Here is a 24951-nt window from a genome sequence, read left to right on the forward strand (position 1 = left end):
AAGATGAGTAATAAATTTACCTGATTGACTTGCTTAACGGAACATAAAGGCATACGGCTTTTCAGACGACCTCAGACCGTCATAAATACACAAACCGATAAATTCCCCGCTTCATCACCCCATCCTCAACAGAGAAAGGCTATCATGGCTAAGAAAAAACAACCCATTTCAGGTTTTGATTATGTCATGCCGAAACCGGATGCCGAAACCATCCGCAAGTCGATCGTCTATAAATTGATTTTCATTTTGGGCGTCGATCCGAAAGAGGCGACCGAACACCAATGGCTCAACGCCGCCATGCTTGCCGCGCGCGACCTGATTGCCGAAGATTTCCTGCAAACCCGCCGCGCCCACATCGACAATGGCAAACGCATGGTTTACTACCTTTCCATGGAATTTCTGTTGGGACGCGCCTTCGTCAACGCTTTGATTAACGAAGGCGTTTATGCCGAATTTGAAGAGGCGTTCAAACAATTGGGCAAAGAGTTTGCCGATGTCTGCGAACAAGAACAAGACCCCGGCTTGGGCAACGGTGGTTTGGGTCGCTTGGCTGCCTGCTTCCTCGACTCGCTCGCCACCTTGCGTATTCCCGCCATGGGCTACGGTATCCGCTATCAATACGGTATGTTCAAACAAGAAATCGTGGACGGTCAGCAAGTCGAAAAACCCGATTTGTGGCTCGACCAAGATTTGGCATGGCAGATCGGCCGTCCGAACAAACAATATGCCGTCAGCTTCGGCGGACAAGTCATCAATATGGGTGATAAAAAAGAATGGCATCCGAGCGAAGAGATTTCCGCGATGGCATACGATGAAATCATCCCCGGCTACGGCGGCGACATCGCCAACCCGTTGCGCCTGTGGACGGCACACGCCGGAAACCGCTTCGACTTGTCGGACTTCAACCGCGGCGATTACGCATCCGCCGTCCGCGCGCAAAACAGCGACGAAAACATCTCGCGCGTCCTCTATCCGAACGACTCCACCGACAGCGGCCGCGAACTGCGCCTGAAACAGGAATATTTCCTTGTTTCCGCATCCGTACAAGACATCGTGGCGCGCCACAAATGCCGTTTCCCCAGCATCAAAAACCTTGCCGACAAAGTCGCCATCCACCTGAACGATACCCACCCCGTGCTGGCGATTCCCGAGCTGATGCGCATCCTGATTGACGAAGAAGGCATCGCGTGGACCGAAGCATGGAATATGTGCTGTAAGATTTTCTCTTACACCAACCATACCCTGATGAGCGAAGCCTTGGAAACTTGGCCGGTTGATTTGATGGGCCGTCTGCTGCCGCGCCATTTGGACATCATCTTTGAAATCAACGCCTACTTCCTGAACGCCCTGCGCGCCATCGGCAATTTCGACGACGACTTTGTCCGCCGCGTATCCATCATTGATGAGACCCACGGCCGCCGCGTCCGCATGGCATGGCTGGCAGTCATCGGTTCGCACAAAGTCAACGGCGTGGCGAAAATCCACTCCGACCTGATGACCACTTCCATCTTCGCCGACTTTGCCAAAGTGTTCCCCGAACGCTTTACCAACGTAACCAACGGCGTAACCCCGCGCCGCTGGATCAACATTGCCAACCCCGAGTTGACCCGTTTCCTCGACAAACATTTGGGCGAACAAGACTGGCGTCTGCATTTGGACAACCTGACCAAGCTCAATGAAAAAGTAGACGATGCGGAAGTACAGGCAGAATTTGGTGCCGTGAAAAAAGCTGCCAAAGAACGCCTCGCCAAATACATTGAAACCGAATTGGGCATCAAAGTAAACACGGACGCGCTGTTTGACATTCAAATCAAACGCATCCACGAATACAAACGCCAAGCATTGAATTTGATGCACATCGTCGACCGCTACAACAAAATCTTGGAAAACCCGGATTTCGACTGGCAGCCGCGCGTCTTCATCTTTTCCGGTAAAGCCGCATCCGCCTACTACATGGCGAAAAAAATCATCCGCCTGATTAACGACGTAGCGAAAACCATCAACAACGACGAACGCATCCGCGACCTGATTAAAGTCGTCTATATCCCGAATTACAGCGTCAGCCTCGCCCAAATCATCATCCCCGCCGCCGATTTGCACGAACAAATCTCGTTGGCAGGCACGGAAGCTTCCGGTACCAGCAACATGAAATTCGCCCTCAACGGCGCGCTCTGCATGGGTACGCTGGACGGCGCGAACGTCGAAATTCTGGAAAAAGTCGGCGCGGACAACTGCTTTATCTTCGGTAACACCGTCGAGCAAGTGGAAGAAATCCGCCGCAACGGTTACGACCCGTTAAGCTACATCGAGCGCGACAACGACCTGCGCCGCGTCGTCAACCAAATCAGCAACGGTACGTTCTCACCGGAAGAACCGAACCGCTACAACGACGTCCTGCAACCTTACGGCGATTTCTATCAACTGATGGCAGATTTCCGCAGCTACATCGACACGCAATACAAAGCGGACGAACACTACCGCGATGTTGCCGCGTGGCGTAAATCCGCTTTGATCAACATCGCCAATATGGGCTTCTTCTCGTCCGACCGCTCCATCGCCGACTACTGCCGCGATATTTGGTACATCAAGCCGCTGACTTTGAAAGAGCTGCCTAAACACCAATAAAGTGGATATCGATTAAGCAGTAAACAGGAACAGCCGATATGGGAAAATATCGGCTGTTTTTTATTGTGTAATATTTTAAGAGAGGCTCATAATATTATTCTTTTCCAGGAGGATAGGTGAGGATAGGTATTTAGATATAAAATAATTATAAATAAATTGATGTGTTATCCCAAAAGCCTTGATTTGCCCACTCTTTTGACGAACGGCCATTTTTTTGGATTAATGTTAGTTGTATAAATTCAAACACTTATTTACAATGTGCAGTTTTGGTTTAAACTGCTAAACCTATATTTCGAATTATCCGAACAATAAAAATTTCAAGGAACATTTATGCCGTTGCTGTCGATTGAATTCGCAGTATTTTTTATTGCTTTTCTGCCTCTTTATTGGGCATTTTTCCGTATGCCGTCGGTGCAGAATGTTTTGCTTCTGCTGGCGGGTATGGGTTGGCTGTATCACTTGAATCCCATCTTTGCCGCCGTGATTGCCTGCTATTCGTCCTGTGTGCATCTGCTCGGTCTTTTGATGTCGTCTGAAAAGGAAAACGTGCGGAAATTTTGGCTGGGCTTCGGAGTAGCGTCGGCTCTGGCGGTATTGTGTTTCTTCAAATATTTCGACTTTTTCCGCCCGTTTATCCGCCAATACACGGGGCAGAGCGAGATTGTCGATATCTTGATGCCTTTGGGGCTGTCTTATTACACGTTTCAATCTTTGGCTTATTTGGTGTACTGCTGCCGCCATCCGATGGGCGACCGCTTTGCGTGGCATGAGTTGCTGCTGCATTTGAGCTTTTTCCCGACGATTACTTCCGGGCCGATTATCCGTGCGGCGGCGTTTAAAAGCATAGACGGCGAACAGGCGGGGGCTTTGGAACAGATTCGGACTGCCGAACCGCGCGCATTGGTGCGACCCGCGCTGGCGGTGTGCTTGATTTTGCTGGGTATTGCAAAGAAATGGTGGCTGGCAGGTGCGCTGGGAGACGGCTGGGTATCGCCCGTTTTCGAGAATCCCGCCCAGTTTGACGGCTGGGGCGTGTTGTCGGGTGTGTACGGCTATACTTTCCAGCTTTTCTTTGATTTTTCAGGCTATTCGGACTTGGTTATCGGGATGGCGATGCTGCTCGGTTTCCGCCTGCCGAAAAACTTTGCCGCACCGCTGCGCGCATTCAATATCCGCGACTTCTGGAACCGTTGGCACATCAGCCTTTCCACTTGGATACGCGACTATATTTATATTCCGTTGGGCGGCAACAAACACGGCTTCATCCTGACGCAGTTCAACTTGTTGCTGGCGATGGTATTGTCGGGCGTTTGGCACGGCTACGGCTGGAATTTCCTGCTTTGGGGCGCGCTGCACGGCGTGGCATTAATTTTGCTTAACTGCGGCGACAAAATATTCGGTCGGGACGGTTCACGTCGTCTGAAAATCTTGCGTCCGCTTGCCTGGTTTGTCACTTTTCATTTCGTCTGCTTCACTTTCGTCGTGTTCAACACCGGCAGCCTCGCCGATACGCAGATGGTGTTTGATGCCTTATTTGCCAACGAAACAGGTTGGGCTGCGCCGAATCAGGCGGATATCCTGCTGCTTGCCGCGTTTGGTCTGATGATTTTGCTCTACCCGTATTTGCTTCGCCTGTTTGACGGCGCAGTGGCGGCATTGGAAAAAATGCCGATGTGGCTTTGGTTTATACCGCTGACGCTGGCGCTGGTGTTGATTATCGTATTGGCGCCGTCGGGCATTCCGGGCTTTATTTACGCCGACTTTTAAAAGGACATTCAGAATATGAAACGCTTTATTTCCCTGTTTGCTTCCCTTTTGGTTTGCACTTTCGGCGCGGCGTGGTTCAGCCAAGACTCCATCAATGCCTATTGGCAGCAGACTTATCATCAGGCTTCGCCGCTGGAACCGCTGTCCGAATATGAATGGTGGCGCACCGGCGCACAGTTGCAACAAAACGCTTACGCTTTTTCAGACGACCTCAAAGCACGTTTGGCAGGACAGCCTACGCTTGCCGAACCGGAGCCTCAAATCGCTCAAAACGACGGGGCGTCTGAACAAGATGCACTCAATGCGTCCGAACCGCATGAAAAAAACCGTCCCGCCGACGGACGCCAACCTCAAACGGCACAAAACGGCGGACAGCCTGACACGCACCGTCTCCCTATCGCCCCGCCCGCCAATATCGTTCTTGGACAAGGCGACAAGGTCTTTTTTGCGGGCGACTCGATGATGCAGGGCGTTGCGCCTTTTGTCGAAAGAAGCCTGAAAAAACAATACGGTATCCAGTCGGTGAATCTAAGCAAACAAAGCACCGGACTGTCCTATCCCAAGTTTTTCGACTGGCCGAACACCATCGAGCAGACGCTTAAACAACAAACCGATATCCGCCTTTTGGTCGTCTTCCTCGGTCCTAATGACCCGTGGGACTTCCCGAAAGGCAAAAAATACCTGAAATTTGCCTCGCCCGAATGGTCGGAAGAATACCTCAGCCGCGTCAACCGCATCCTGACCGCCGCCGAGCAACACCATGTCCAAGTCATTTGGATGGGCATTCCTTATATGAAACAGGCAAAACTTAACAAGCAAATGCGATATCTCGACAAACTTTTAGCAGACGAGATCAGTCCAAAAGCCTTGTGGATACCGACCGACAAGCTCCTCAGCAACGGCTCGGACACCTACGCCGACTCGGTCAACATCAATGGAAAAATCATCCGCTACCGCAGCAAAGACGGCATCCACTTCTCTGCTGAAGGACAAAAACTGCTCGCGGATAAAATCATGGAAAAAATCGTTTTTCAGACGACCCCTGAAATGAACGGCGAAGAACGCACGGAACAATTATCCGCACGTTAAGCCCGTATCGGCAACAAAAGGACGGCGTTTTGTTTATCCAATGCCGTCTTTTTCGTTACAATAGCCCTCCGCCGCGTCAAAAGACGTCGTCTGAAAACCACACACAGGAAACTCATGAACATCAAAACCCTGTCCGTATCCCTTACCGCATTGTGCCTGTCTGCCGCCGCACCCGCTGCCGATATGCTGCTGGAAAATTACGGCAGCAGCCGTCCCACATGGCTCTCCAAGCTCAAAAAACTCGACCGCAGCTCGGACGGCAAATTCCGCATCCTCCAAATCGGCGATTCACACACCGCCGGCGACCTTTTCACCGAACAACTGCGCCTGCGTCTCCAACAAAAATGGGGCGACGGCGGCATAGGCTGGGTTTACCCCTCTACCGTCAAAGGTCAGCGCAGCTCAGCCGTCCGCTATGACGGCTCGTGGCAAACCGTCAGCAGCCGCAGCGTTTCAGACGACTTCCCCTTAGGCGGCATCATCGCCAAAGCCAACGGCAGCAGCGTTACCATCAGCGCCAAAGACGGCAGCAGCGGCGAAAGGCAGATTTCCGTTTTCGCCAAACCCGTCCTGCCCGAACAAACCCTGTCGTTCAACGGACGCGAAGTTCCCGCCGGAAACAGCGGCTGGCAAATCATCCGCAGCAACAGCCTCCTTCCGCTGACCCTCAGCAGCTCCATGCCTTGGGACATCGGCTACATCAATATCGAAAATCCCGGACGCGGCGTAACCGTTTCCGCACTCGGCATCAACGGCGCGCAACTGACCCACTGGTCCAAATGGCGTCCCTCTTGGCAGGATGACCTTGCCCAAACCCGCGCCGACCTCGTTATCATCGCCTACGGCACCAACGAAGCCTTTGCCCGTGATTTGGACATCACAGCCACCGAACAAAGCTGGCGCAGCTACATCCGCCAAATCAAACAAAGCCTGCCCGACGCGGGCATCCTGATTCTCGGCGCACCTGAATCCCTTAAAAGCACTTCAGGAAGCTGCGGCACACGCCCAACCACTTTAAGCAGCATCCAACAAATGCAGCAGCGCATTGCCCGTGACGAAAAAATCATGTATTGGTCGTGGCAAAACGCGATGGGTGGAGAATGCAGCATGAAAAGCTGGATGAACCAAGGTCTTGCCGCCAAAGACGGCGTCCACTTCTCAGGCAAAGGCTACCGCCAAGCCGCCGACCGTCTCGCCGACAGCTTGATACAAATGGCGGATTAAACAAAAGGTCGTCTGAAAAGTTTTCAGACGACCTTTTGCTATATCAAGCTATCGTTGTATTTTCATTTAAGGCTGAAAACCGTAGGCAAAACAGAAAGACCTTCACTTGGAATTTGAGCTTAGCACCACCATAGTGAGTACCGATCCGAATCTTGGTTTGAACGATGGGTAGGTCGTCTGAAAGCAGATTTCAGACGACCTTTGCTTGAAAAATGCAGGTTTTTCGGCTTCCTTTATCCGATTCGGAATAAGCGTTATAAGAAAGTATTCTTTGTGTTTGCCGTAATTTCACTTAGAATGCTGCCCTCGCACACTTTTTCTTCAGGAGAAGATTATGTTGAAAAAATTCGTACTCGGCAGCATGACCGCATTGGTTTTGGTAGCCTGCGGCGGAGAGGGCGGCAGCGCGTCTTCTTCTGCTCCCGCCCAATCTGCCAACGCTTCCGGTTCTTTAATCGAGCGTATCAACAATAAAGGTACGATTACCGTCGGTACCGAAGGCACTTACGCGCCGTTTACCTACCACGACAAAGACGGCAAGCTGACCGGCTACGATGTGGAAGTTACCCGCGCTGTGGCGGACAAGCTGGGCGTGAAAGTCGAGTTTAAAGAAACGCAATGGGATTCGATGATGGCGGGTTTGAAGGCGGGACGTTTCGACGTGGTGGCAAACCAAGTCGGTCTGACCAGCCCCGAACGCCAAGCGACATTCGACAAATCCGAACCTTACAGCTGGAGCGGAGCGGTTTTGGTTGCGCGTAACGACAGCAACATCAAATCCATTGACGACATTAAAGGCGTCAAAACCGCGCAGTCTCTGACCAGCAACTATGGCGAAAAAGCCAAAGCCGCGGGTGCGGAACTCGTACCGGTGGACGGTTTGGCGCAATCGCTGACCCTGATTGAACAAAAACGTGCCGATGCGACGTTGAACGATGAGTTGGCAGTTTTAGACTATCTGAAGAAAAACCCGAATGCGGGCGTGAAAATCGTTTGGTCTGCGCCTGCCGATGAAAAAGTCGGTTCCGGCTTGATTGTCAATAAAGGCAATGACGAAGTCGTGGCGAAATTCAGCACGGCAATCAACGAGCTGAAAGCTGACGGCACGCTGAAAAAACTGGGCGAACAATTCTTCGGAAAAGACATCAGTGTTAAATAATTTTCTTGCTTCGCTGCCGTTTATGACGGAAACACGCGCCGACATGATTGTCAGCGCGTTTTTGCCTATGGTCAAAGCCGGTTTTATGGTGTCGCTGCCGCTGGCGGTGGCATCGTTCCTGATCGGGATGGTGATCGCCATCGCCGTGGCTTTGGTGCGGATTATGCCTGCGGGCGGCATCGTGCGGAAAATCCTGCTGAAACTGGTGGAAACTTATATTTCTATCATCAGGGGGACGCCGCTGTTGGTGCAGCTTGTGATTGTGTTTTACGGGCTGCCGTCCGTCGGCATTTTCATCGATCCGATTCCTGCCGCCATCATCGGCTTCTCGCTTAATGTCGGCGCATACGCTTCCGAAACCATACGCGCGGCGATTTTATCCGTGCCGAAAGGGCAGTGGGAGGCGGGTTTCTCCATCGGCATGACCTATATGCAGACTTTCCGCCGCATCGTCGCGCCGCAGGCATTCCGCGTCGCCGTGCCGCCTTTGAGCAACGAGTTTATCGGCTTGTTTAAAAACACCTCGCTCGCGGCGGTGGTAACGGTAACGGAATTGTTCCGCGTCGCTCAGGAAACGGCAAACCGTACCTACGACTTCCTGCCCGTCTATATCGAAGCCGCTTTGGTTTACTGGTGTTTCTGCAAAGTGCTGTTCCTGATTCAGGCGCGCTTGGAAAAACGCTTCGACCGCTATGTCGCCAAATAAGGGAAAGCCATGATTAAAATTCGCAATATCCGCAAAACCTTCGGCGAAAACACCATTTTGCGCGGCATCGATTTGGATGTGGGCAAAGGGCAGGTGGTCGTCATCCTCGGACCTTCCGGCTCGGGCAAAACGACGTTTTTACGCTGCTTAAACGCGCTGGAAATGCCAGAAGACGGGCAAATCGAGTTCGACAACGAGCGACCGCTGAAAATCGATTTTTCCAAAAAAACGACAAAGCACGACATTTTGGCTCTGCGCCGCAAATCCGGCATGGTGTTCCAACAATACAACCTTTTCCCGCACAAAACCGCGTTGGAAAACGTGATGGAGGGTCCGGTTGCCGTACAAGGCAAACCTGCTGCCCAAGCGCGCGAAGAAGCGCTGAAATTGCTGGAAAAAGTCGGCTTGGGCGACAAGGTTAACCTTTATCCCTACCAGCTTTCCGGCGGTCAGCAGCAGCGCGTCGGCATCGCCCGCGCATTGGCGATTCAGCCCGAGCTGATGTTGTTTGACGAACCCACTTCCGCGCTCGATCCTGAATTGGTGCAAGACGTATTGAACGCCATGAAAGAATTGGCGCAAGAAGGTTGGACGATGGTCGTCGTGACCCACGAAATCAAGTTTGCGTTGGAAGTCGCCACTACCGTCGTCGTCATGGACGGCGGCGTCATTGTAGAGCAGGGCAGTCCGAAAGAATTGTTCGAACACCCTAAACACGAACGCACGCAGAAATTCCTGCGGCAAATCCGTAAAGATTCGGCGGATTATCGACATTAAGCCGTTTCGTTACATCAAAGGTCGTCTGAAAACAGGCATAGTGAGTTTCGTTAACACTATTCGCCGTTTTCAGACGACCTTTTTTCCATCATGGATTCACGTTGAAGCGCTACGGCATCAACGGACGGCGACATATAGTGGATTAACTTTAAACCAGTACGGCGTTGCCTCGCCTTAGCTCAAAGAGAACGATTCTCTAAGGTGCTGAAGCACCAAGTGAATCGGTTCCGTACTATTTGTACTGTCTGCGGCTTCGTCGCCTTGTCCTGATTTAAATTTAATCCACTATAATGCTGTTTTCGCTATAAAATACCGCCTTTCCCATTTTTCCGCCCGTCCCTTACCATCATGATTGAAATCAAGAACCTCACCCTGCAACGCGGTTTGAAAGTCCTGCTCGACAAAGCCAACGCCACCGTCAATCCCGGTCAGCGCGTCGGTTTGATCGGTAAAAACGGGACGGGCAAATCCAGCCTGTTTGCCTTAATCAAGGGTGAAATCACTCAGGATGGCGGCGATGTCTCGATTCCGAAAAATTGGCGGATTGCTTCCGTTTCCCAAGAAACCCCCGACTTGGACATCTCCGCGTTGGACTACGTTTTGCAGGGCGATGCCGAGTTGCAGGCTTTTCAGACGACCTTGGCGCAGGCGGAAGCGCAAAATGACGGCATGAAACAGGCGGAATATCATGCCAAATTGGAAGAAATCGACGCTTATACTGCGCCGGCCCGTGCGGCGAAATTGTTGAACGGACTCGGTTTTTCACAAGAAGAACACAGCCGTCCCGTCAAATCCTTTTCCGGCGGCTGGCGTATGCGCCTGAACCTTGCGCAAGCCTTGATTTGCCGCGCCGATCTGCTCTTACTTGACGAACCGACCAACCACTTGGATTTGGAAACCGTTTTGTGGCTGGAAAACCATCTTGCCTCTTTACCCTGCACGCAAATCATCATTTCCCACGACCGCGATTTTCTCAATGCGGCCACCACTCAAACTATTGAATTGTCGCAGCAAAAACTCACGCAATACGGCGGCAATTACGATTTTTACCAAACCGAACGTGCGCAGCGTCTCGCGCAGCAACAAGCTGCTTATGTCAAACAGCAGGCGCAAATCAAACATCTGCAATCGTTTATCGACCGCTTCAAAGCCAAAGCCACCAAAGCCGTTCAAGCGCAAAGCCGCATGAAGGCATTGGCGAAGCTCGAGCGCATCGCTCCCGCGCATCTGGACAGCGAGTTTTCCTTCGAGTTTTACAATCCCGACCATCTGCCCAATCCCTTGCTGAAGCTGGAACACGCTGATTTGGGGTACGAAGGCAAAACCGTCCTGCACAACATTACCCTGTCGCTGGAAAGCGGTGCCCGCTACGGGCTATTGGGTGTTAACGGCAGCGGTAAATCTACGTTTATCAAAGCCTTGGCAGGAAAAATTGATTTGCTCTCCGGCAGCATCATCCGTTCCGAAAAACTCAATATCGGTTATTTTGCCCAACACCAACTCGATACCATCCGCGCTGACCAAAGCCCTGTTTGGCACATTCAACAGCTTTCTCCCGAAGTGCGCGAACAAGAAATCCGAAATTTCCTCGGCGGCTTCAACTTTGTCGGCGACATGGCGTTGCAGAAAACCGAACCTTTTTCCGGCGGAGAAAAAGCCCGCCTCGCCCTCGCCATGATTATCTGGCAAAAGCCAAATCTGCTGCTGCTTGACGAGCCGACCAACCATTTGGATTTGGATATGCGCCACGCCTTGACGCTCGCGTTGCAAAGTTTCCAAGGCGCCTTAATCGTCGTGTCGCACGACCGCAGCCTGCTCGAAGCGACTACCGACAGCTTCCTCCTGATTGACAAAGGTCGTCTGAAAAACTTTGACGGCGATTTAAACGATTATCGTCAATGGCGGTTGGCGCAAGAAAACGCCACAGCAGCGCCTGCGGCTTCCGCACAAAGCCAAAACCGCAAAGACACCAAGCGTATCGAAGCGCAAATCCGTCAAGAAAAAGCCCGACGCGGTAAGCCGATACAACAGAAAATCGACAAAGCCGAAAAAGAAATGGCGCAGCTTTCTGAAATTCAAACGGTATGTGAAGCATTTTTGGCACAAGAAGAAGCCTATTCGGACGAAAATAAAACAAAATTACAACAAACACTCACACAGTTAACAGAAATTAAAGTAAAATTAACACAAATAGAAGAAAACTGGCTTTTGTGGCAAGAAGAGCTGGAGCAAATCCTGACGGAAATCGACGAAGAATTTACACAACTATAAATATCCCGTTGCCCGAGTTTCCGTATCTGCCTTCAGAAGCTGATAAAAATATAGTTTGGCATAGTGATTTAATATTGCCGGACTGCATAAAAACAAAAATAGGTCGACTGAAAACTCAAACTACGGAAAACATATGCGTTCACGAATCAAGCAAGGAGCACTCATCGTTGCATCCTCCCTCATTTTGGGCTTATCCCTTCACACTGCAGCAGCCGTCTTCAGTTGCCATTCAGGCAATAGTAAAACCTATACATCCGAACCTTCGGGAAACTGCACAGGTGCAGACCTGCCCAAAATCAGCAGCCATCAAGGTGGCGCATACCGTCTGAAAATCAACAAATTAAGCAGCGATACCGAAGAAAAAGCAGCCAGACCCAAAAAGACGCGTTCAAAAGAAAAATCGCGGGAAAAAGCGCAAGAGCAAGATGCAAAGAGCAAAAACGCCAAATCACGCGCCAAAAAATCGGATAAAGCCGCACAAACGTCGTCTGAAAACGAGTGAAGCAGTTTTCACTAAAACGAATAAGACGGTTTGCACAGTTTCAGCTTTAAAAGCCAGCCGTCCTATTTGAGAGAATAAGCCAGGATTGTTATACTATTACATTTGAATACAATATTTATCGAACAATTACTTATTTCACATTACGACATTACCATGAAACAATCACTCTACGCATTGGCAGCTTCATTATTGATGCTTCCCGCCGTATCCGGCGCACAAGCCTCCCCCAAGATCTATACCTGTACAGTCAACGGCGAAGTTGTCTATACTTCCCGCCCATCGGGAAATTGCCATTCGGCAGATTTACCGACCATAGGCAAATACAGCAGCTCGCGCTACGACGCTCCTGCTTTTGAAATGTCGGAACCTGCTGCTGAAGCTCCGTCGAAACGAGCCGGTAACGCAAAACCCGCCCCTAAAAATCCCGCTAAGGCAAATCCCGCGCCTGCGCCCATTCGTCCTGCTCCTGAAGTTGCTGCAACGCCTGCGCCCAAGTCTTCCGGCAGCACTAGCCGCCGTTCGATTTTGGAAACGGAATTGAGCAACGAACGTAAAGCGTTGGGTGAAGCGCAAAAATCTCTGGCTCAAGCCCGCGTAGCCAAAGGCGGTCATGTCAACCAACAGGAAATCACCAGTCTGCAAAGCGCGGTGCTCGACCGCCAACAAAACATCCAAGCCCTGCAAAGGGAATTGGGGCGAATGTGATAATTTAGATAACCGGGTAGAAGCTTTAAACTAAATATAAGAAGGACATTACACTTGTCCTAAATGAAGTTCTATGAAATAAATCCACGAACACAAAAGGTCGTCTGAAAACGGATTTTTCGGTTTTCAGACGACCTTTTCGATTTTTTTGCTTATTTAAGGATACGCAATATAGGCGTAAGCCGAGTGGTTGTGTATTGACTCGAAGTTTTCGCTCTCGACGATGAAGCTTTCGATGCGTCCGTCGGCAATCAGCGCGGTGGCTACGTCGCGCACCATGTCTTCCACGAATTTCGGGTTTTCATAGGCTTTTTCGGTAACGTATTTTTCATCGGGGCGTTTGAGCAGGCCGTAGAGCTGGCAGCTTGCCTGCGCTTCGACGCAGTCGATGATTTCCTCGATACCGACTTCGGCGTTGGCGGTCAGGCTGACGGTAACGTGCGAACGTTGGTTGTGCGCGCCGTATTGCGAGATTTCTTTGGAACACGGACACAAAGAGGTCACGGGCACCATCACTTTCAAATTATGGCTGTATGCGCCGTTTTTGATTTCGCCCGTCAGGGTAACGTCGTAGTCGAGCAGGGATTGGATGCCGGAAACAGGGGCGGATTTTTTGCGGAAGAAGGGGAAGGAAACGCTGATTTTGCCGGAATGGGAGTCTAAAAGCGCAACCATTTCGGCAGTCAGTTTGTGCAGCCTGTCGAAATCCAAAGCCTCGGTTTGTTGCTCCATCAATGCCACGAAGCGCGACATATGTGTGCCTTTTTGGTCGGCGGGCAGGAAAACCGTCATGGTTAGGCGGGCGACGGTGGATTGGCTGCCTTCGGCGGTATTTAAAGTAATCGGGAAGCGAAGGTCTTTGATACCGACCTGGTTAATCGGCAGATTGCGTAAATCGCGGCTGGATTGCACGTCTGCAATGGCGTTCATGCGTTGTTTGTCCTTAATTGTCGGATTGCTGGGATGTGTGTCGTTTGGAAACGGATTCATGCCGTCCGTTTTGCAAATGCGAGATTATATCACTTGCAAACCGTGTCCGCATTGATTGTTTCTATTTTTCGGATAGTGATAAAATCCTGAATTATTCATATCTTTACAAGGTTGAGCCGAGATGAAATTCGCCACCAAAGTCATCCATTCCAGCTACGATTGCGACGAACACAACCGCGCGCTGATGCCGCCGATTTATCAGAACAGTATGTTCGCGCTGCACGAAATCGGCGAGCAGGTTCCCTACCGCTATTCGCGCCTGAGCAATCCGACCCGTCAGGTTTTGGAAGACACGGTTGCCGATTTGGAACGCGGGGCGGCGGGTTTTGCCTTTTCCAGCGGTATGGCGGGCATCGATGCCGTGTGGCGCACATTCCTGCGTCCGGGCGATACCATCGTTGCCGTGGCCGACATTTACGGCGGCGCGTATGACTTGCTGGTTGACGTATATAAAGCGTGGGGCGTGAACGTCGTTTTTGCCGATTTGGGCAACCCCGACCGCTTGGACGAGTTGCTTGCCGCGCACAATGTGAAACTGGTTTGGCTGGAAACCCCGTCCAATCCGCTATTGAGATTGGTGGACATCAAAGCGCTTGCCGCCAAAGCCCACGCCGCCGGGGCATTGGTCGGCATCGACAACACCTTCGCCACGCCGTATCTGCAACAGCCGCTGGAGATGGGCTGCGACATCGTGTTCCACTCCGCTACCAAATATCTTTGCGGACACTCCGACGTATTGATGGGCATCGTCGCCGTCAAAACCAAAGAACTGGCGAAACCGCTGCACGACATGATGGTGCATGCCGGCGCGATTGCCGGCCCGATGGACTGCTGGCTGGTGTTGCGCGGCATCAAAACGCTCGCCTTGCGCATGGAGGCGCACTGCAAAAACGCGCTTGACATCGCCCGCCGCCTTGAAGCCCATCCCGCCGTGGAAAAAGTGTTCTATCCCGGACTGCCGTCTCACGAACATTACGAACTGGCGAAAACCCAAATGCCCAAAGGCATAGGCGGCGTGGTAACGGTTTACCTCAAAAACGATACGCGCGAAGCGGCAAACAGCGTGATTAAAAACATGGATATGGTCAAAATGGCGTCCAGCCTCGGCGGTGTCGAAAGTCTGGTCAACCATTGCTATTCCCAGTCCCACAGCGGCGTGCCGCATGATGTGAAAATGGAAATGGGCATCAAAGTCGGCCTGCTGCGTTTCTCCATCGGTATCGAAGACGCAGATGATATTTGGAACGATATTTCCAAAGCTTTGGATACGACGCTGTAAGATAAAGAGGTCGTCTGAAAAGTGCGTAGCGGGTTTTGCTAAAGCGGTTTCAGACGACCTTTTAGCTGACCCCACGTTAGAAAGGCAAAATCATGAAAACCCTGATCCCCACCCTTATGACCGCAATCATTCTGACCGCCTGTACTTCGCCTGCTGAAAAACCGCAGCAGTCCCAACCTGTCACGTCGTCTGAAAAACCATCCGAACCGCGTCAAGCGTCAACGTCGGCTTTGGCGGCGAAATGGTTTGTGGTTTCTTTCGACAAATTCACCGAAAAAGATTTGGCGGGCAGAACGGCTTTTTTGGATTTGAGCAAAATGCCCAAGGCGCATGGCAAGATGGGTTGTAATCATTTAATGCTTCAAGCAAAAGAAGTCGGTTCGGGCAAAATCAATTTCGGTCCGATTGCGACGTCGATGATGTTGTGTGAAGACATGAAGCTGGAAGAGGCTTTCTTGAACATGAGAAGCGTGTGGAACTATCGTTTCGACGGCGCTGATTTGATTTTGGAGCAAAACGGCAAAACCATGCGCCTGCGCCGTCAGCCGTAAATTTTGAGTTTTATAGTGGATTAACTTTAAACCAGTACGGCGTTGCCTCGCCTTAGCTCAAAGAGAACGATTCTCTAAGGTGCTGAAGCACCAAGTGAATCGGTTCCGTACTATCTGTACTGTCTGCGGCTTCGTCGCCTTATCCTGATTTAAATTTGATCCACTATAGTTCGGCTTAAAGGTCGTCTGAAAACCGGACAACCAGGTTTTCAGACGACCTTTCGCCAAGCGAACGGGTATAATATCTCCTGTTTCCATCCCGCACACACAAGGATCCCCATTATGGCAGCCTCGCCCGAAGCAAAGTTCACCGAAGAAAAAATCCTGTGGATCAAACACCATACGCCCAAACTGATGACTTTTGCCATCAGCCGCCCTGAATCCTACCGCTTCTCGGCAGGACAGTTTTCGCGGCTCGGGTTTCGCGACGGCGAAGGCTTTATCTGGCGCGCGTATTCCGTCGTGTCCGCCGAATACGCCGACACGCTTGAATATTTTGCCGTTTTGATCGAAGGCGGCCCCATGTCCGCGCGATTTGCCGTGATGAAAGAGGGCGACACCATACTGCTCGACAAAACCGCTACGGGCTTCCTCCTGCCCGAACGCTTCCCCGACGGCAAGGACTTGGTCATGCTCTGCACCGGTTCGGGCATCGCGCCTTTCCTTTCCATCATCGAGCAGCCCGAAATCTGGCAGCGTTTCGAACGCTTGATTTTGGCGCACTCGGTTTCTTTCGCCGATGAACTGATTTTCAGACGACGTGTTGAAGCGTTGAAAGACCATCCGCTGATTGGCGAATATTTCCACAAATTCCGCTTCGTCCCCATTACCACGCGCGAGGAAACCGAAGGCGCGTTGAGCGGCAAGCGCATTCCCGAGCTGCTGAAAGACGGCAGCCTCGAAACATACGCGGGATTCAAGTTCACCAAAGCGGATACGCGCTTTATGGTCTGCGGCAATCCCGCCATGGTCAAAGACACATTCCAAGCCCTGATGGACTTGGGCTTCGCCATGCACCGCAACCGCATCCCCGGCGAAATCATGATGGAAAACGGGTTTTAAGCCCTTTGAAAAAGAAAGGATTTTCCTTGTCCAAACGCAACATTTTCCCCGTTGACAAATCTTTGGAGCAACCCGAACGCGTGATGCTGGTCGGGGTGATGTTGAGCGCGGATTATTCGGGCGCGAACGAAGTGCGCGAGCGGACTTTTCAGACGACCTTGGACGAGGCGGCGGAATTGGTCGCGGCGGCGGGCGGCGAGCTGGTGTTGCGGGAAACTGCCAAGCGCGACAAGGCGCATACGGCTTATTTCGTCGGTACGGGAAAGGCGGAGGAGCTGGCGGCGGCGGTGAAGCTGCACGACATCGGCTTGGCGGTGTTCAACCATGAATTGACGCCGACGCAGGAGCGCAATTTGGAAAAAATCCTGCAATGCCGCGTCCTCGACCGCGTGGGTCTGATTTTGGCGATTTTTGCCAAACGCGCCCAGTCGCAAGAGGGTAAATTGCAGGTGGAGCTGGCGCAGTTGAACCATTTGAGCGGGCGGCTGGTGCGCGGCTACGGGCATTTGCAGAGCCAGAAGGGCGGTATCGGCTTGAAAGGGCCGGGCGAGACGCAGTTGGAAACCGACCGCCGCTTAATCGGGCAGAAAATCACGGCATTGAAAAAACAGTTGGCGCAAGTGAAAAAACAACGTGCCACGCGCCGCAAATCGCGGATGGAAGGTCGTCTGAAAACCTTTGCCATCGTCGGCTATACCAACGCGGGCAAATCCAGCCTGTTCAACCGTCTGACCAAGGCGGACGTGTTGGCGAAAGATCAGCTTTTTGCCACGCTGGATACGACGGCGCGGCGTTTGTTTTTGTCACACGAGGCGGGTGTGATTCTGACGGATACGGTTGGTTTCGTCCGCGATTTGCCGCACAAGCTGGTGTCGGCGTTTTCGGCGACGCTGGAGGAAACGGCTTTGGCGGATGTGTTGCTGCACGTCGTCGATGCGTCCAATCCCGATTTCGAGCGGCAGATGGACGATGTGAATGTGGTTTTGGAAGAAATCGGCGCGGATGAAGTGCCTCAGCTTGTCGTGTACAACAAAATCGACCTGCTGCCGGAAGGCGTGCGCGATGCGGGCGTGTTGCGGGACAATTCGGGACGCGCCGTCGGCGTGAATATTTCGGTGACGAAAAGTCTGGGCTTGGACGCTTTGCGCGAGGCGATGATTGAACGGGCGTTGGAAAACGGCGGAAAGGGGTCGTCTGAAAACTGCGAAGCCGAATAAAAACAAGGTGTTTTGACTGTCGTTGTTTCTGTATATAGTGGATTAAAATTGCAATGATACGGCGTTGCCAACGCCCTTATGTACTACCCGTACACGGCGGGCGTTGACGCCTTGTCTCATTTTTATTTTAATCCACTATAGAAAGGGCGGCGGGTCAAATTTCGATTTCGATCATCGTTTGCCGCCGTGTGTTTCAAAAGGTCGTCTGAAAAATAAAGGCCGTTTGGAAAACAAAGATAAATCAGGGAGGGTTTATCTTTATTTCCAAACGGCCGTTTAAAGGGTTTACCGCTTAGAAAGGAAGGAGGCGGCGTTTTTTCATAACGTTTTCGTAAATCATCCATGCCGCCAAGCTCAGGTAGGCGACGCTGGACAGGATGCCGATAACGGCAAAAATAGGTAGCAGGCGGTCAATCATGATGTTTTCCCGAGTAAGTAGTTAATGGAAATTTTTGTGTAAAAGCGTAATGTTTTGTATTTTTTACCGCACTGTTTGTACGGAATATGCGCATAGTATGCAGCTTCAAATTGAGTCGGTCAACAAAAATGTAGTACGTTTTTTCAAAAAAGTTCCATTTTTACATTAAAATAATCGGTAAATTCGCACGATATGCGGTATCAGAACGTAACCGTTCGTCTGTTGATGAGCGGTTATATTATTGAAAAATATAAATAAAAGTAATAAAAATATGCAAATTGTTTTAAAATAAACGTTTTGTAAAATATTTTTAAAAATCTGCTAAAAAGCGACACTTTAATAAAGTTTACATTTCTAAACATTTTAAATCCAAGTTTGAAACGGCAAACCATCTGCCGGCACACCATTAGGCACATATTATGAATCAAACGGAAAGAACCTGTTTCCATTGCGGTCTGGAAGTCCCCGAACACCTCCATTTGACCGTCCGCTACGAAAATGAAGACCATGAAACCTGCTGCGCGGGTTGTCAGGCGGTGGCGCAGAGCATTATTGATGCAGGTTTGGGCAATTATTACAAACAGCGTACCGCCGACGCGGAAAAATCCGAATTGCCACCGCCGGAAGTGTTGTCGCAACTGAAATTGTACGATTTGCCCGAAGTGCAGGCGGATTTTGTCGAGGTCGGGGAAGGGGATGAACGCGAGGCGGTGTTGATGCTGGGCGGCATTACCTGCGCGGCGTGCGTATGGCTGATTGAGCAGCAGCTTTTACGGACGGCGGGCGTGGTGCGCGTGGATTTGAATTACAGTACGCACCGCTGCCGCGTGGTGTGGGACGAGGGCAAAATCGCGCTGTCGGATATTCTTTTGAAAATCCGTAAAACGGGTTATACCGCCGCGCCTTATGATGCGCAAAAAGTCGAGGCGCAGGCGCAGAAAGAGCGCAAACAGTTTATCGTCAGGCTGGCGGTGGCGGGTTTGGGCATGATGCAGACGATGATGTTTGCCGTGCCGACGTATCTTTACGGCGGCGACATTGAGCCGCTGTTTTTGGAAATCCTGCACTGGGGCGGCTTTTTGATGGTGCTGCCCGTCGTGTTTTACAGCGCGTTGCCGTTTTACCGCGGCGCGTGGCGCGATTGGAAAAACCGCCGCGTCGGCATGGATACGCCGATTGCGATTGCGGTCGTGATGACCTTTGTCGCGGGTATTTACAGTCTCGCCGTCAACGCGGGGCAGGGGATGTATTTCGAGTCCATCGCCATGCTGCTGTTTTTCCTGTTGGGCGGGCGGTTTATGGAACAAATCGCAAGGCGCAGGGCAGGAGATGCGGCGGAGCGGCTGGTGAAACTCGTTCCCGCGTTCTGCCACCGTCTTCCGTCTTATCCCGACAGCGAGGAAATCGAAGAAGCGGCGGTTGTACAGCTTCAGGCGGGCGACGTGATCGTCGTCAAGCCCGGCGAAGTTATCCCAGTGGACGGCACGGTGTTGTCCGGCGAGAGCGAAGTGGACGAAGCCATGCTGACGGGCGAAAGCCTGCCCGTCGTTAAAAGGTCGTCTGAAAACGTTACCGCAGGCACGCTCAACACGGGCAGCCCGCTTGTTATCCGAACCGACCGCACCGGCAACAACACGCGCCTGTCGCACATCGTCAAACTGCTCGACCGCGCGCTCGCCCAAAAACCGCGCGCCGCCGAGCTTGCCGAGAAATACGCCTCCAGCTTCGTGTTCGGCGAGCTGCTGCTTGCCATCCCCGTTTTCATCGGCTGGGCATGGTATGCCGACGCGCAAACCGCCTTGTGGATTACCGTCGCGCTGCTGGTCATTACCTGCCCGTGCGCACTATCGCTTGCCACGCCGACCGCGCTTGCCGCCTCCACAGGCGCGCTTGCCGACGACGGCGTGTTAATCAGCGGCAAACAAAGCCTCGAAACACTCGCCCAAATCGACGATGTCGTGTTCGATAAAACCGGTACGCTGACCAAAGGACAACTTTCCGTCAGCCGAATCATCCCCTTAGGTCGTCTAAAAACAGAAGAAGCACTCGCCGCCGCACAAGCCCTAGAATATCAATCCGAACACCCCATTGCCCGCGCCATCTTGAACCACACGCTTTCAGACGACCCCGCCCCTGCGCCCGAATACACAGTCTCCCAACGCGTCAACCGTATCGGACAAGGTGTCAGCGCGCAAATGACCTATAAAGGCGAAACCCAAGTTTGGGCATTGGGTCGCGCCGATTTCGTCGCCGGAATAGCCGGTGTGTTGCCTGACGAAGCCGCCAACATCGAACACGCAGGCAGCATGGTGTTTCTCGGCAACCAAAGCAGTTTTCAAGCCGTCTTCCTGCTCGAAGACCAAATCAAAAACAGCGCCGCCGCCATGCTCAACATCCTCAAACAACAAGGCATCCGCACGCACCTACTCAGCGGTGACCGTACAAATGCCGTCGCACAAGTTGCGCAGGCACTCGGTTTGGACACCTACCGCGCCGAAGCCTCGCCCGAAGACAAGCTCACCTATGTGGAAGACTTGCAGAAACAGGGCAGAAAAGTCTTGATGGTCGGTGACGGCATCAACGACGCCCCCGTCCTCGCCCAAGCCGACGTATCCGCCGCCGTCGCAGCAGGCGCAGATGTCGCACGCGACGGCGCCGATCTGGTCTTGCTCAACGACGATTTGAACATCCTGCCCGCCACCATCGCCCAAGCCCGCCGCACACGCGAAATCATCCGCCAAAACCTCGCCTGGGCAAGCGCATACAACATCATCGCCGTCCCGCTCGCCGTCTTAGGCTACGTCAAACCCTGGATCGCCGCATTAGGCATGAGCATCAGCTCGCTGTTTGTCGTGGGCAACGCGTTGAGATTGTTGAAGAAAAGAAAATAGTTAGTTAGTGAAGAAAGAGGTCGTCTGAAAAACCGGATTTTGGGTTTTCAGACGACGTTTTTTATTTGGTTTTTTTAAAAATGGATTGGGCGATGGTTTTTCGTGGGCAAAGCCCACGCTACAGTTGGATTGTGGATGGAACGTGTGGTTTGTTTGAACACATGAAGAAAGGTCGTCTGAAAGCCGGATTTTGGGTTTTCAGACGACGTTTTTATTTGGGGTTTTAAAGACAGGTTGGGCAGCGTTTTTCGTGGGCAAAGCCCACGCTACGATTGGGTTGTAGATGGAATGTGTGGTTTGATTTGAACGCATGAAGAAAGGTCGTCTAAAAACGGGAAATCTGTTTTCAGACGACCTTTATTGCAACTTATTCAAACAAAACTTATTCCGCCAATTCGGTTTGCTGGTGCGACATGAGTTCTTGTCCGACATTGGTCAGGAGGTTGAGGTAACGCTCGTACTGCTTGAGGATGTCGGCGATGAGTTCGCGGCGGTTCATGTATTGCACGTCGTAGCCGCTGCGGCCGTCGAAGAAGTAAGTGTAGGGTTCGTAGGTCGTGTTGTGGCGGATATGCGGGAGGTGGCCGTCTTTGATAAGCTGTTCGGACACTTCGCGCTTGATGGTTTTAATGCCGTACATGAAGTCGCGCAGGGACTCTTTGTGGATGGTAAATTCGACGGCAGGCTCTTCGCGGTCGAAGTGGGTTTGGATGTTGACGCTCAGGCCGTATTTGTCGGACAGCTCCTCGCCCAGTTCGCGCATGGCGGGCAGGGCGGTAGTTTTGAGGAATTTGAGGATGTCTTGTTCCTGCGTTTGGTTCAGCATACGCTCGAGCCTGTCCTGCCAGTTGTCGCCGCTCCAATAGACGCTGGAGGGGGTGACGGCGGTCGTGAAGTATTTGTGGTCGGCGTTTAATCCGCGCCATAGGCTGAAACACATGATCAGCATGAGCATGGCGAAAGGCAGGGCGACGATGAGGGTCATGGTTTGCAGGGTGGGCAGCCCGCCGAAGCGTAAAAGGACGATGGCGGCGGCAGACATCAACAGCCCCCACATCACTGCCTGCCAGCGCGGGGCGGTCAGGCTTTTGTCGCGGGATGCGATGTTGTTGAGAACGTAAATGCCGGAGTCGGCGGAGGTGATGAAGAAGAGGGCGATGACCATGAGGCTGACAAGCCCTGTGAGGGTCGGCAGGGGGAGGTATTCGAGGAAGCGGAAGAGGAGTTTTTCAGGCGTGCCGGTCAATGCGCCGAGTGCGCCTGCTGCGGTGTGGTCGTTAATCCAGATGGCGGTGTCGCCGAAGATGGTGAACCAGATGACGCAGAACAAGGAAGGAACTGCCAAAACGCCAAAAATAAATTCGCGTATGGTGCGTCCGCGCGAGATGCGGGCGATGAAGAGTCCGACGAAAGGCGCCCAAGAACACCACCATGCCCAGTATAAGATGGTCCAGCCGCCGAACCATTCGGTGTGGTTTTGTTCGTAGCTGTACGTTTTGAAACTGAGTTGTATGAGGTTGCTCAGGTAAGTACCGAGGTTGTCGTTGAAGGCGGAGAGCAGGTGGAGGGTCGGGCCAGTAGCGAGGACGAAGACCATCAGTACAAAAGCAAGGGTCAAGTTCATCTCACTCAACATTTTGACGCCTTTACCTATGCCGGAGGCGGCGGAGGCAACCGCCAAACCCATGACGGCGAAAATCACGATGGTTTGTACGGAAAAAGTGTTTTCGCTTATCCAGCCGATTTGTGCCAAGCCCGCACCCAACTGCGCCGCGCCGAAACCGAGCGTGGTGATGATGCCGAACAGGGTGGCGACCAGCGCGAGTATGTCGATAATGTCGCCTGCCTTACCGTCGATTTTCTCTTTTAGCAGCGGATAAAAGCAGGAACGCAGGGAAAGCGGGAGTTTGTAGCGGAAGGCGAAATAGGCGAGCGCCAACGCCATGGCGGCGTAAACCGACCAGGCATGTACGCCCCAGTGGAAGAGGGTGTGGAGCAACGCATCCTGCTGCCTTGCGCCGCTGCCGCCTTCGGTAATTGGGGACAGATAGTGGGTGAGCGGTTCGGCGACGCCGAAAAACATCAACCCGACCCCCATACCCGCCGCGAACAGCATGGCGAGCCAAGACCAAAAGCTAAATTCAGGCTCTTCTTCGTTGCTGCCCAGCTTGATGTTGCCGAAGCTGCTGACCGAAAGTGCGAGCAGGAAGAAGAAGAAGGCTGAAAACGCCAAGATGTAAAACCAACTGAAGTTTTTGAAAATGCCCGTTTTGGCGGCATTGAGGACGGTTTCAGCCTGCTGCGGAATCAAAAGTGCGATGCCGATGACCAGCAGCACGAAGGACAGCGTAACGGAAACGACGAAGGGATTGAACGAAGAGCGGTTGCGTAAGAAATGAAATAAAGACAAACCTTGACCTCCTTTGAGATGGTGAGGCAGGCGGATACGGGCGCAAGGCTGTATATGGTTGATTAACAAAAACTGGGAATAAAACATGGTCTGTCGGACAGAGTCCGAGACTTTCCCGATTTTTGGTAATCCACTATAAAACGCAGACAAAAAACGAATGGCGTTTAAACCGTCCTGCCGGATGAAAAAAACAAGGGGAAAAGGGAGTAAAAACGCACAGATGAATGAGCCGTAATGAGAGCCGGATGAGACAAAATGGATGATGATTATTTCTTTGTTTGAAGGAATAATAACAAAATCAGGGGATTGTTTCAAATTGGGAAAGGTTTTGCGAAATCTCAGTAAGATTTTATTGCCGATAAAAACAGGTGGAAGGTCGTCTGAAAGCTGTGAAGTTGATTTTCAGACGACCCGTCCATATGCCGCTGCCTCTCAAAATCGGGTATGATTCCCTCTTTAAATCAGGAGCCTGACTATGCAGACCCAAGCCGTTATCCGCCATATTGCCGACTGGCTGAAAAACTATGCCGCCGCCGCACACGCCAAAGGGTTTGTCGTCGGTGTTTCCGGCGGTATCGATTCCGCAGTCGTTTCCGCCATCGCGGCACGGACGGGGTTGAAAGTCCTTCTACTTGAAATGCCCATCCGCCAAAAAGCCGACCAAGTCAGCCGCGCGCAGGAACACATCCGCCGGTTGGAACAGGCGTTTTCCAACGTCAGCGGGATGCGTGTGGATTTGACGCCGACTTTCGATACCTTTGCCGCCGGTGTCGAGGTCGATGAAACCGAGTTCCCCGCCAAACAGCTCGCGCTTGCCAACGCCCGCAGCCGCCTGCGGATGCTGACGCTTTATTATTATGGGCAGCTAAACGGTTTGCTGGTTACCGGCACGGGCAACAAAATCGAAGATTTCGGCGTAGGCTTTTTCACCAAATACGGCGACGGCGGCGTGGACATCAACCCGATTGCCGATTTGACCAAAACTCAGATTTATCAAATTGCCGCCGAACTGGACATCGCTGAGTCCATCCAAAAAGCCGTGCCGACCGACGGACTTTGGGATACCGAGCGCACGGACGAAGAACAGATGGGCGCAAGCTATCCCGAACTGGAATGGGCGATGGGCGTTTACGGTACGCACCGCCCCGAAGAATTTGAAGGCAGGCAGCGCGAAGTCTTGGAAATTTACACCCGCCTGCACAAAGCCATGCAACACAAAGTCAATCCGATTCCCGTCTGCAAAATTCCCGAAGAGATGCTGAAATAAGCAAAAGGTCGTCTGAAACCGGTTTTCAGGCGACCTTTTCA

At 52.1% G+C, this 24951-nt stretch carries 19 protein-coding genes; 16 read left to right on the plus strand and 3 right to left on the minus strand.

The features are described from left to right. Positions 1-144: 144 nt before the first annotated feature. The 10 genes from J7445_RS03290 to J7445_RS03335 all read left to right on the plus strand — a co-directional run bounded on the left by J7445_RS03290 (position 145) and on the right by J7445_RS03335 (position 12825). Positions 145-2625, plus strand: coding sequence for a glycogen/starch/alpha-glucan phosphorylase (locus tag J7445_RS03290; protein ID WP_070656096.1), 2481 nt, complete (start codon positions 145-147; stop codon positions 2623-2625). Between the two features lie 330 nt (positions 2626-2955). Then, a complete protein-coding gene (locus J7445_RS03295) occupies positions 2956-4392 on the plus strand; it encodes an MBOAT family O-acyltransferase (protein ID WP_070656098.1) in 1437 nt (478 codons plus the stop codon). A 15-nt stretch (positions 4393-4407) separates the two neighbouring features. Beyond that, positions 4408-5481 carry a peptidoglycan O-acetyltransferase PatB gene (patB, locus tag J7445_RS03300; protein WP_070656101.1) on the plus strand — a complete coding sequence of 358 codons (1074 nt, stop codon included), beginning with the start codon at positions 4408-4410 and terminating at the stop codon, positions 5479-5481. 114 nt (positions 5482-5595) lie between these two features. Then, the gene (locus J7445_RS03305) at positions 5596-6705 is read left to right on the plus strand and encodes an SGNH/GDSL hydrolase family protein (RefSeq protein ID WP_049231418.1); all 1110 of its coding nucleotides are present in this window, start codon (positions 5596-5598) and stop codon (positions 6703-6705) included. Positions 6706-7039: 334 nt separating this feature from the next. Further along, positions 7040-7864: an amino acid ABC transporter substrate-binding protein gene (locus tag J7445_RS03310; protein WP_186805567.1), complete on the plus strand. Its 825-nt coding sequence runs from the start codon at positions 7040-7042 to the stop codon at positions 7862-7864. Beyond that, positions 7854-8570: an amino acid ABC transporter permease gene (locus tag J7445_RS03315; RefSeq protein ID WP_039855727.1), complete on the plus strand. Its 717-nt coding sequence runs from the start codon at positions 7854-7856 to the stop codon at positions 8568-8570. Before J7445_RS03310 ends, J7445_RS03315 begins: the two co-directional genes overlap by 11 nt. Positions 8571-8579: 9 nt before the next feature. Next, entirely contained in the window at positions 8580-9347 is a 768-nt protein-coding gene (locus J7445_RS03320) for an amino acid ABC transporter ATP-binding protein (RefSeq protein WP_003742260.1), read from the plus strand. A 348-nt stretch (positions 9348-9695) separates the two neighbouring features. After that, entirely contained in the window at positions 9696-11618 is a 1923-nt protein-coding gene (locus J7445_RS03325; protein WP_209283134.1) for an ATP-binding cassette domain-containing protein, read from the plus strand. 133 nt (positions 11619-11751) lie between these two features. Beyond that, positions 11752-12120, plus strand: a complete 369-nt coding sequence (locus J7445_RS03330) for a nucleolar protein (protein ID WP_070656110.1) — start codon at positions 11752-11754, stop codon at positions 12118-12120. Positions 12121-12273: 153 nt separating this feature from the next. Then, positions 12274-12825, plus strand: a complete 552-nt coding sequence (locus J7445_RS03335) for a hypothetical protein (protein WP_070656111.1) — start codon at positions 12274-12276, stop codon at positions 12823-12825. Between the two features lie 156 nt (positions 12826-12981). Here the strand turns inward: J7445_RS03335 and folE2 are convergent, their stop codons facing one another. Then, on the minus strand, positions 12982-13755 hold the full coding sequence (gene folE2 / locus J7445_RS03340) for a GTP cyclohydrolase FolE2 (protein WP_036490819.1): 774 nt from the start codon (positions 13753-13755) through the stop codon (positions 12982-12984). A gap of 181 nt (positions 13756-13936) precedes the next feature. Between folE2 and J7445_RS03345 the strand changes: the two genes are divergently transcribed. The 4 genes from J7445_RS03345 to hflX all read left to right on the plus strand — a co-directional run bounded on the left by J7445_RS03345 (position 13937) and on the right by hflX (position 17924). Beyond that, positions 13937-15094 carry a trans-sulfuration enzyme family protein gene (locus J7445_RS03345; protein ID WP_070656113.1) on the plus strand — a complete coding sequence of 386 codons (1158 nt, stop codon included), beginning with the start codon at positions 13937-13939 and terminating at the stop codon, positions 15092-15094. Between the two features lie 92 nt (positions 15095-15186). Beyond that, positions 15187-15645, plus strand: coding sequence for an META domain-containing protein (locus J7445_RS03350; protein ID WP_070656115.1), 459 nt, complete (start codon positions 15187-15189; stop codon positions 15643-15645). 282 nt (positions 15646-15927) lie between these two features. Then, entirely contained in the window at positions 15928-16707 is a 780-nt protein-coding gene (locus tag J7445_RS03355) for a ferredoxin--NADP reductase (protein WP_070656117.1), read from the plus strand. 26 nt (positions 16708-16733) lie between these two features. Then, positions 16734-17924 (plus strand): GTPase HflX, encoded by a 1191-nt coding sequence (gene hflX / locus J7445_RS03360; protein ID WP_070656119.1) that lies wholly within the window; start codon positions 16734-16736, stop codon positions 17922-17924. Positions 17925-18216: 292 nt separating this feature from the next. Here the strand turns inward: hflX and J7445_RS12335 are convergent, their stop codons facing one another. Then, positions 18217-18342 carry a hypothetical protein gene (locus J7445_RS12335; protein ID WP_003742273.1) on the minus strand — a complete coding sequence of 42 codons (126 nt, stop codon included), beginning with the start codon at positions 18340-18342 and terminating at the stop codon, positions 18217-18219. A gap of 419 nt (positions 18343-18761) precedes the next feature. On the opposite strand from J7445_RS12335, the gene J7445_RS03365 reads away from it, so the two are divergent. Continuing rightward, on the plus strand, positions 18762-21233 hold the full coding sequence (locus J7445_RS03365; RefSeq protein ID WP_070656121.1) for a heavy metal translocating P-type ATPase: 2472 nt from the start codon (positions 18762-18764) through the stop codon (positions 21231-21233). Positions 21234-21615: 382 nt separating this feature from the next. Here J7445_RS03365 and J7445_RS03370 read toward each other — a convergent pair whose 3' ends face one another. Then, entirely contained in the window at positions 21616-23643 is a 2028-nt protein-coding gene (locus J7445_RS03370) for a BCCT family transporter (RefSeq protein ID WP_070656129.1), read from the minus strand. A gap of 475 nt (positions 23644-24118) precedes the next feature. Between J7445_RS03370 and nadE the strand changes: the two genes are divergently transcribed. Further along, complete coding sequence (gene nadE / locus J7445_RS03375) at positions 24119-24910, plus strand: NAD(+) synthase (protein ID WP_209283135.1); 792 nt, start codon at positions 24119-24121, stop codon at positions 24908-24910. The last annotated feature ends 41 nt before the right edge of the window (positions 24911-24951 follow it).

Source organism: Neisseria sicca, assembly GCF_017753665.1.
In the GTDB taxonomy this organism is placed as follows: domain Bacteria; phylum Pseudomonadota; class Gammaproteobacteria; order Burkholderiales; family Neisseriaceae; genus Neisseria; species Neisseria flava.

Coding starts and splice junctions, on each gene's coding strand:
- J7445_RS03310 (WP_186805567.1), top strand. CDS start 7,040: ATGTTGAAAAAATTCGTACTCGGCAGCATGACCGCATTGGTTTTGGTA.
- J7445_RS03295 (WP_070656098.1), top strand. CDS start 2,956: ATGCCGTTGCTGTCGATTGAATTCGCAGTATTTTTTATTGCTTTTCTG.
- J7445_RS03330 (WP_070656110.1), top strand. CDS start 11,752: ATGCGTTCACGAATCAAGCAAGGAGCACTCATCGTTGCATCCTCCCTC.
- nadE (WP_209283135.1), top strand. CDS start 24,119: ATGCAGACCCAAGCCGTTATCCGCCATATTGCCGACTGGCTGAAAAAC.
- J7445_RS03305 (WP_049231418.1), top strand. CDS start 5,596: ATGAACATCAAAACCCTGTCCGTATCCCTTACCGCATTGTGCCTGTCT.
- J7445_RS12335 (WP_003742273.1), bottom strand. CDS start 18,342: ATGATTGACCGCCTGCTACCTATTTTTGCCGTTATCGGCATCCTGTCC.
- J7445_RS03355 (WP_070656117.1), top strand. CDS start 15,928: ATGGCAGCCTCGCCCGAAGCAAAGTTCACCGAAGAAAAAATCCTGTGG.
- J7445_RS03290 (WP_070656096.1), top strand. CDS start 145: ATGGCTAAGAAAAAACAACCCATTTCAGGTTTTGATTATGTCATGCCG.
- patB (WP_070656101.1), top strand. CDS start 4,408: ATGAAACGCTTTATTTCCCTGTTTGCTTCCCTTTTGGTTTGCACTTTC.
- J7445_RS03335 (WP_070656111.1), top strand. CDS start 12,274: ATGAAACAATCACTCTACGCATTGGCAGCTTCATTATTGATGCTTCCC.
- J7445_RS03345 (WP_070656113.1), top strand. CDS start 13,937: ATGAAATTCGCCACCAAAGTCATCCATTCCAGCTACGATTGCGACGAA.
- J7445_RS03320 (WP_003742260.1), top strand. CDS start 8,580: ATGATTAAAATTCGCAATATCCGCAAAACCTTCGGCGAAAACACCATT.
- J7445_RS03365 (WP_070656121.1), top strand. CDS start 18,762: ATGAATCAAACGGAAAGAACCTGTTTCCATTGCGGTCTGGAAGTCCCC.
- J7445_RS03325 (WP_209283134.1), top strand. CDS start 9,696: ATGATTGAAATCAAGAACCTCACCCTGCAACGCGGTTTGAAAGTCCTG.
- folE2 (WP_036490819.1), bottom strand. CDS start 13,755: ATGAACGCCATTGCAGACGTGCAATCCAGCCGCGATTTACGCAATCTG.
- J7445_RS03350 (WP_070656115.1), top strand. CDS start 15,187: ATGAAAACCCTGATCCCCACCCTTATGACCGCAATCATTCTGACCGCC.